Here is a 6,020-nt window from a genome sequence, read left to right as displayed (position 1 = left end):
CCGAACATCGCCTTGGCTCGCTCTATAGCGAGGCGTTCAATGGCATCGACGTTTTCGACGCCGGCGTGGTATCGCTTTCCCGGATAGCCCTCAACGATGGTGAATACCACCATCGAGGCCATCGCTTCACGAACCGCTTTACTCATGTAATTCTTCGGGGCGATTAATTCTACCTGACTTCGCTGCCTCGACTCGTCTGCCGAGATTAAACGTGCGAGTTCGGGGTCTGCCTGAGCTAGGGACTCCTCGAAAAACTGCCTCATTGCTTTCATGACGAAGTCTCCTTTGGACCCTGCAAGGTCCTAGCTCGAATGGATGGCGTTCGCTTTGTTAATACTTTCTGTCGGCCTTCGACGCCGCCGCCAAGGCTGTCCGATGCCGCCGTACTCTACCGCATCCTAAACGACACGAGAGACCACAGGTGGCCGCTTAAGCTGCCCCTTCGAGAATCGCAAAGTCGATAGTGGACGTTCGTTCATACCGTCCTTTCTTTCATATCGATGCCGTGCGAGACTCCTGCAAAATGTAGAAAGAATCGTTGATAACAAATCCGTCGAGACCTGCGGCTCGGGCGTAGGTCAGCAAGTCGCTTGCACGGTTTATAAAGCCGGTGCCACTGAAGTTCAGCGACGTATTGCAGAGCACGCCGACCCCGCTTTGCCGCTTGAACGACGTAAGCAGCTGAAACAGGGACAGATTTTGATCCAATGAAACTGTCTGGACCCGCGCTGTGCCGTCAACGTGCGTAACGGCCTTTAACCGTCTATCTATCACCTTCTGAAAAAGAAGCATGTAGGGCGACGGGCGCGCCAAGTCGAAGTGGAACGCGACATCTTGCTCCAAGCAAACCGGTGCGATCGGGCGGAAAGCTTCCCGGTTCTTAATTCGGTTTAAGCGCTCATGAGTTGCTTTTGAAAAAGGTGCGGCGAGAATTGACCGATTGCCGAGCGCCCGCGGCCCAATCTCGCAATTCCCCTGCACCCAGCCGATCACCTTATCATCAAGTAATGCCGAGGCTACTTGTCCGTAGTCGAGTGGATAAATCTCGAGTCCGGTGTGGTCAAATTCGTCCAACACGAACGGTTGGCCTGAATACACGTCCCATTTGATCTTTGCATTGCCAGTGAAATGCCGCATCGCGTCCACAGCGGTCCCGATCGCCGACCCCGTATCGTTTGCGCATGGCGGAATGAAAACATCTGAAAAAAGATCTGTTTCGAGCCAACGGCGATTCCACTCGCAGTTCAATCCACATCCGCCGGAAATCAGCAGCGGGTACCCTTTTGTCAGATTCGTCTTCGCGAAAGTGTGGAACGACTCGAAAATGGCGTCAGAAACTTGCCTAGCAAGGTTAGTGAACTTCTGATCGGTTACGCCAGTGTTGTAGTAGGGTGAATTCAGAAGAGTCTCCTTGGACAGCGGGTACAGATCGCTTGGAAGTAGGTAATCAATCAGCGCCTGCTCGTCCCGGTCCGGCGGTCCGGGCTGCCCATAGGCGCAAAGCGCCATTACCTTGCCGGCGTCTTCGTAGCGCAAGTGTCCTTTGGGAAAGGTGAACTTCGGATCGGCCAACGCATAGAGAAGAGCATACTTGCTACCCGGAGCCGTTATTACTCTTCCCAAATGAGCCACCTGCAGGTGCTCATCGACCTCATAGAAATCGCCGATGTCCCCTTCCCAAATCAGGGCATAGCAGGGCATTCCCAGGGGGAATGGCGACATGCCGTAGGATCCCCAGAGATGGGAGCGTTCGTGCGTTGAGGAATAGAAATGCACCTTCCTGCCGAAGATAGATGTCTCGCCGACAATCTCCGATCCGTTGCCAACGCCATAGTAGCCTGCCGCAACGGGCCTGTGGCCCGGGATTTCCGTGATCGACCAGCCACTCACGGCAATCACATCCGGAATGGCGTGCAAGCGGCCAGCGGCGTCGAGGACCGCTGATGGAGTGATGGTCGAATATCTGGGAAAGCTATCCTTCTCAGCCTCATATGAATAGATGAGCTCGGCTGCTGACGCATCCAATCCTGCAATTGCGCCGTCATGGCCTGGTTTAAACGACATTATTCTCATATTGGGCAAGCTCCTACAGAAATGAAGGCTACCAGCGTTATTGCGCGTAAAACTTTGACCAAGCCAAGCGCTTTTCGCCCAGCGCGACACCAACTCCTCACGCCTATCAACCAGGTCATGGGGAAGATCGTGATAAAAAGACGCTCTTTCCTTGCAACAACCCTATAGCACGCATGTAGCAAGTTCGGTCTGATGTTGAAACCTGGCGAAGAACATTTTGTGTAATGGTATTGTTAATTCTTGCTGAAAATATGTGACGTTTATATTTCTATTCGATGGCACATTGCGTCATTTACCTTTGGCGAGCGCGCCTCTCGTTGCGCGGTGGTGGTCTGGGGGCCGCCGCGATCGTGGCAGACAGCCAATCGAAGACCGGGCGTGTGGCGGCGGCAGGAGTTGGCAGCTGACGTTGTGGGTGACATCGGATCCCTGTTCGGATGGCAAGCACCAAGGACGCATCTGCACAAAAACGGCCGGAAAATCAGGTTCCACCTGCCGAACGGTCGGATGTTCTGGCTGGTTACGGCCTAGGGGCGGGGCTGGAGGGAAGTTGACGCCAGATCCCGCCGTGGTTGGCGAAAGAAAGCTGGATCTCGTCCGGATGCCGATAGTGGCCAAATCATTGCGCCTCCGATGACGGATTCTCCTGCTCCACCGGATTGTCCGATTGGACGGCTTACAGCCAACAGTGACACGATAAATGCCCGCTACGCCGCAGTCATCGACCACAGCGGCTACCGTCATTCCGCATCACGCCAATGCGTAAAACCAACCGACGATAGAGCTCGGCCAAAAGGGACCGGCATTCCGCTGCAATCGATCCTATGAGGGAGGTGGATAGCGACGGCGCTGTAGCAAAGTGACGTCGCTGAAACATCTCACTCTGGAGGCCGAACATGCCCGTCGCAGCTCGTCAACCCGAAGCGCCGACCGCTATCCGCACCAATCTTGGCGCAGTTTGTGTCTCATTGGAATTGTCCGCTCGTATGGCTCATCACGTTTGCTGCATGCCCTGAACGGCATTGGAGCGGAGTTTGCCGCTGTCTTGTGGACGGAAGGCTTGTCCCGCCACTTCGACAACCGGCGCCAGTTGCCGCCTATGCGGGGCTGGCGGCGACGCCGTAGTAGAGTGGAGCGATCGATCACGAGCAGGGGTGTCCAAATCGGGTATCCGCGGCTGCGAACGCTCGTTCAGCTTGCCTGGCTGTGGGTGCGCCATCAACCGCGCTCGGCACTCACCTTGTGGTTCAAGGAGCGGGTGAAGCAGAACAACGGGTGACTGAAGAAGACGCTGATTGGGGGCGCTTGCCCGCAAGCTGGTCGTGGCGCTGTGGAAATACGTCAATGGGGCGTCGTCATCGAGGGGGCGGTGATGACGGCCACCTGATGCGCCACAGAATGCTGCCAATCTTCCAGGAGCTGATCAGTCCTGGCGGATCCAGGTGGCCGAACCGAGCCTCTGTTGGCCTCAAATGCCGTAAGTCAGAATGGTTCTGAGTCCTTGTCCGCCGCAAGCGGGATGTTGGTGCAGCTGTTGTCAACAGCGACCGTATATAAGTTGGATCTGGCTCGGGGGCCGAGAGCCGCGTCATGCCATCTGGGCTCAGACCATGGAGGGCCGTCAACAGCGCAGGAACAATCTCCGCCCCTGGCGCGGGGGGCTGGATGGCCACGCTTCGTCTGCGACCCGGGAAGCTTGCCGCAGTGCTCGCGCCCGTCAAAGGGCATGTCGCTGCGCGATGGCCCTACGGCCCACCCCTGCCCGACGCTGCGCGCGCGGCAAGCACAAGCATGGGTCGGGACGGAGGGATGCGTCGCCGCGGTCGAACAAAGGGAAATCCCGGCCCTTTTTGCTGAATCTGACAGAAACAACCCAGCCCTGATGACAACCGCCCGAACCATCTCATTGACAATCCTCATATAAGCAGAGAGCGGAGAATGAAATTGCAAGGTTCCACCGGTTATGGCAAGCGCCCGGGGCCGAGACCACAATCGGGCGATACACATCAATTATCGGGCCGCGTATGCGGGCTGCAATGCTTCACGCTCAGGAGACGCAAGTCGCGATCGGCTGCGTCGGCCTCGACCGCATGCTTGCCTGTGCACGCTCCGCAATCCATTCGCTGCAAGGTAAAGGATGCATGCCCCACGTCGGCGTCACACTACGCATCCGATTCCCGACGAGAGTAACCCGCCTTTGTAGGGAGCCGGACAAACCTGTGTGGACTTCCTGTCGGACGCGACAGGCAACCTCCTGATCAGGCTTAGTCTTTGGTCGGCATACTTGTTGCTGTCGGAGGATTACATCATTCGAAGATCGACGGTGCCGCCTATGTCCAAGCAAACGATTTCAATTGAAAGCTGTTCTCTGGGGACCGTAGAAGGCACTGGCAGTGAGGACGGCCATATGACGACCTTAGGGGTTCATTCAGAAGTTGGCCGACTACGCGAAGTGCTTGTTCATCGACCAGGCCTTAGCCTCCGCCGCCTTACACCGAAGAACTGCAAGGGCTTCCTCTTCGATGATGTGATTTGGGTCGAGCGCGCGCAACAGGAGCACGATGCCTTCGTGGAAAAACTTCGTGAGCGCGGTGTCGTCGTTCGTTCTTTGGACGAACTGCTGTCGGAAACTATGGCGTTGCCCGACGCCCGCGGCTGGCTCCTAAATCGACGCGTCTGTCCTTCAGTCGTCGGCCTGGATTTTGCCAATGAGTTGCGGAGCTGGCTTGACGAGATGCCGTCAAGTCAACTCGCGGCCTTGCTCGTTGGCGGGATCGCGCGTGAGGATCTTGAGTTTGAGCCGCGCGGACTGACTGGGCGAACACTAAACCCTGAGGATTTCGTTCTGCCTCCTTTACCGAACCAGCTTTTTACGCGTGACAGTTCATGCTGGATCTATGGAGGCGTCTCAATCAACCCCCTGTATTGGCGCGCTAGACGGCCTGAGGCAGAGAACGTTGAGGCAGTCTATCGCTTCCATCCTCGATTTCGCGACGCTAGCTTCACCCGCCTATTGCCTGACCGAACCAACGGTGCGCTCAGTCTTGAGGGGGGGGATGTGATGCCAATTGGTGACGGTATTGTTCTAATCGGTATGGGTGAGAGGACCACGCCGCAGGCCGTCGAGGCGTTGGCGCGCGCATTGTTCAAGGTCGACAAAATCGCTCGCGTTATTGCGGCTCTGATGCCCCGGGATCGTAGCTTCATGCATCTCGACACCATCTTCACCTTCTGCGACCGAGACCTAGTGACGATTTACCCGCCCGTGGTGGAGGGGCTGCGAACGTTCAGTCTCCGTCCGGGCAATTCTGAGGATACGGTCGATGTCACTGAAGAGGATGAACCCTTCTTGTCTGTGGTGGCCGAAGCTCTGGGACTTAAGGCTCTCCGCATAGTGCCTACCGGCGGCGATCACTATGAGGCGGAGCGAGAGCAATGGGCCGACGCAAATAACGTAATTGCGGTCGAGCCGGGCGTTGTCGTTACTTACGACCACAACGTCAACACGAATTCATTGCTGAGTCGCGCCGGCGTTGAAGTGATAGCGGTCGCGGGCGCAGAACTCAGCCGTGGACGAGGTGGCGGCCATTGCATGACTTGCCCGCTAGCACGCGATCCCAGCTAGAGGGAAGTACTCCCAATGACGACCCCATTCCCAAGTCGCCAACCGCACGGCGAAAGGCGACCTTTTAATTCATTAGCCAAGCGGGCGCCGCAAAAATTGTTGCTCGCCCGTGTTCTCCCTCGGATCGCCAACTAATAAAGGGGCAAAGTTGAAGACAGTTTATGATCGCAAATCGCCTGTTCCGCATTTCAAATTAAAAAGCAGAAACGTGTCCGCGCGATCGAATCACGAGTGGAACTTAGGGTGTCGCCTGAGCCTGCCCGCATTCCGGTGAGTTGTATCCATTCCGAGAATACGATGCTTCTCGAACAACCTGCAAAGG

The 6,020-nt window shown here is 56.5% G+C and carries 2 protein-coding genes and 3 pseudogenes; 3 read left to right on the top strand and 2 right to left on the bottom strand.

The genetic code is table 11. The annotated features are described in order from the left end of the window. Nucleotides 1-272 (bottom strand): annotated as a pseudogene (gene glyA, locus ABID26_RS31375) (serine hydroxymethyltransferase); the annotation flags it as partial. Nucleotides 273-492: 220 nt separating this feature from the next. After that, nucleotides 493-2,073: a carbamoyltransferase C-terminal domain-containing protein gene (locus tag ABID26_RS31370; protein WP_354417537.1), complete on the bottom strand. Its 1,581-nt coding sequence runs from the start codon at nucleotides 2,071-2,073 to the stop codon at nucleotides 493-495. A gap of 1,000 nt (nucleotides 2,074-3,073) precedes the next feature. Between ABID26_RS31370 and ABID26_RS31365 the strand changes: the two are divergent. The 3 genes and pseudogenes from ABID26_RS31365 to ABID26_RS31355 form a co-directional block, all read left to right on the top strand. Further along, nucleotides 3,074-3,460: pseudogene (locus ABID26_RS31365) on the top strand (transposase); the annotation flags it as partial. Nucleotides 3,461-3,993: 533 nt separating this feature from the next. Next, nucleotides 3,994-4,181, top strand: a pseudogene (locus ABID26_RS31360) (IS5/IS1182 family transposase); the annotation flags it as partial. Nucleotides 4,182-4,480: 299 nt separating this feature from the next. Beyond that, nucleotides 4,481-5,698, top strand: a complete 1,218-nt coding sequence (locus ABID26_RS31355; RefSeq protein WP_354417552.1) for an arginine deiminase — start codon at nucleotides 4,481-4,483, stop codon at nucleotides 5,696-5,698. Nucleotides 5,699-6,020 lie beyond the last annotated feature (322 nt).

It is taken from the genome of Mesorhizobium shonense (genome assembly GCF_040545255.1).
In the GTDB taxonomy this organism is placed as follows: Bacteria; Pseudomonadota; Alphaproteobacteria; order Rhizobiales; family Rhizobiaceae; genus Mesorhizobium; species Mesorhizobium shonense.
Note: the sequence above shows the minus strand (reverse complement) of the source record. Positions and strands in the feature narration are given on the sequence as shown.

Excerpts from the sequence above, each read along its gene's own strand:
- ABID26_RS31370 (WP_354417537.1), bottom strand. The coding sequence starts at position 2,073 with ATGAGAATAATGTCGTTTAAACCAGGCCATGACGGCGCAATTGCAGGA.
- ABID26_RS31355 (WP_354417552.1), top strand. The coding sequence starts at position 4,481 with ATGACGACCTTAGGGGTTCATTCAGAAGTTGGCCGACTACGCGAAGTG.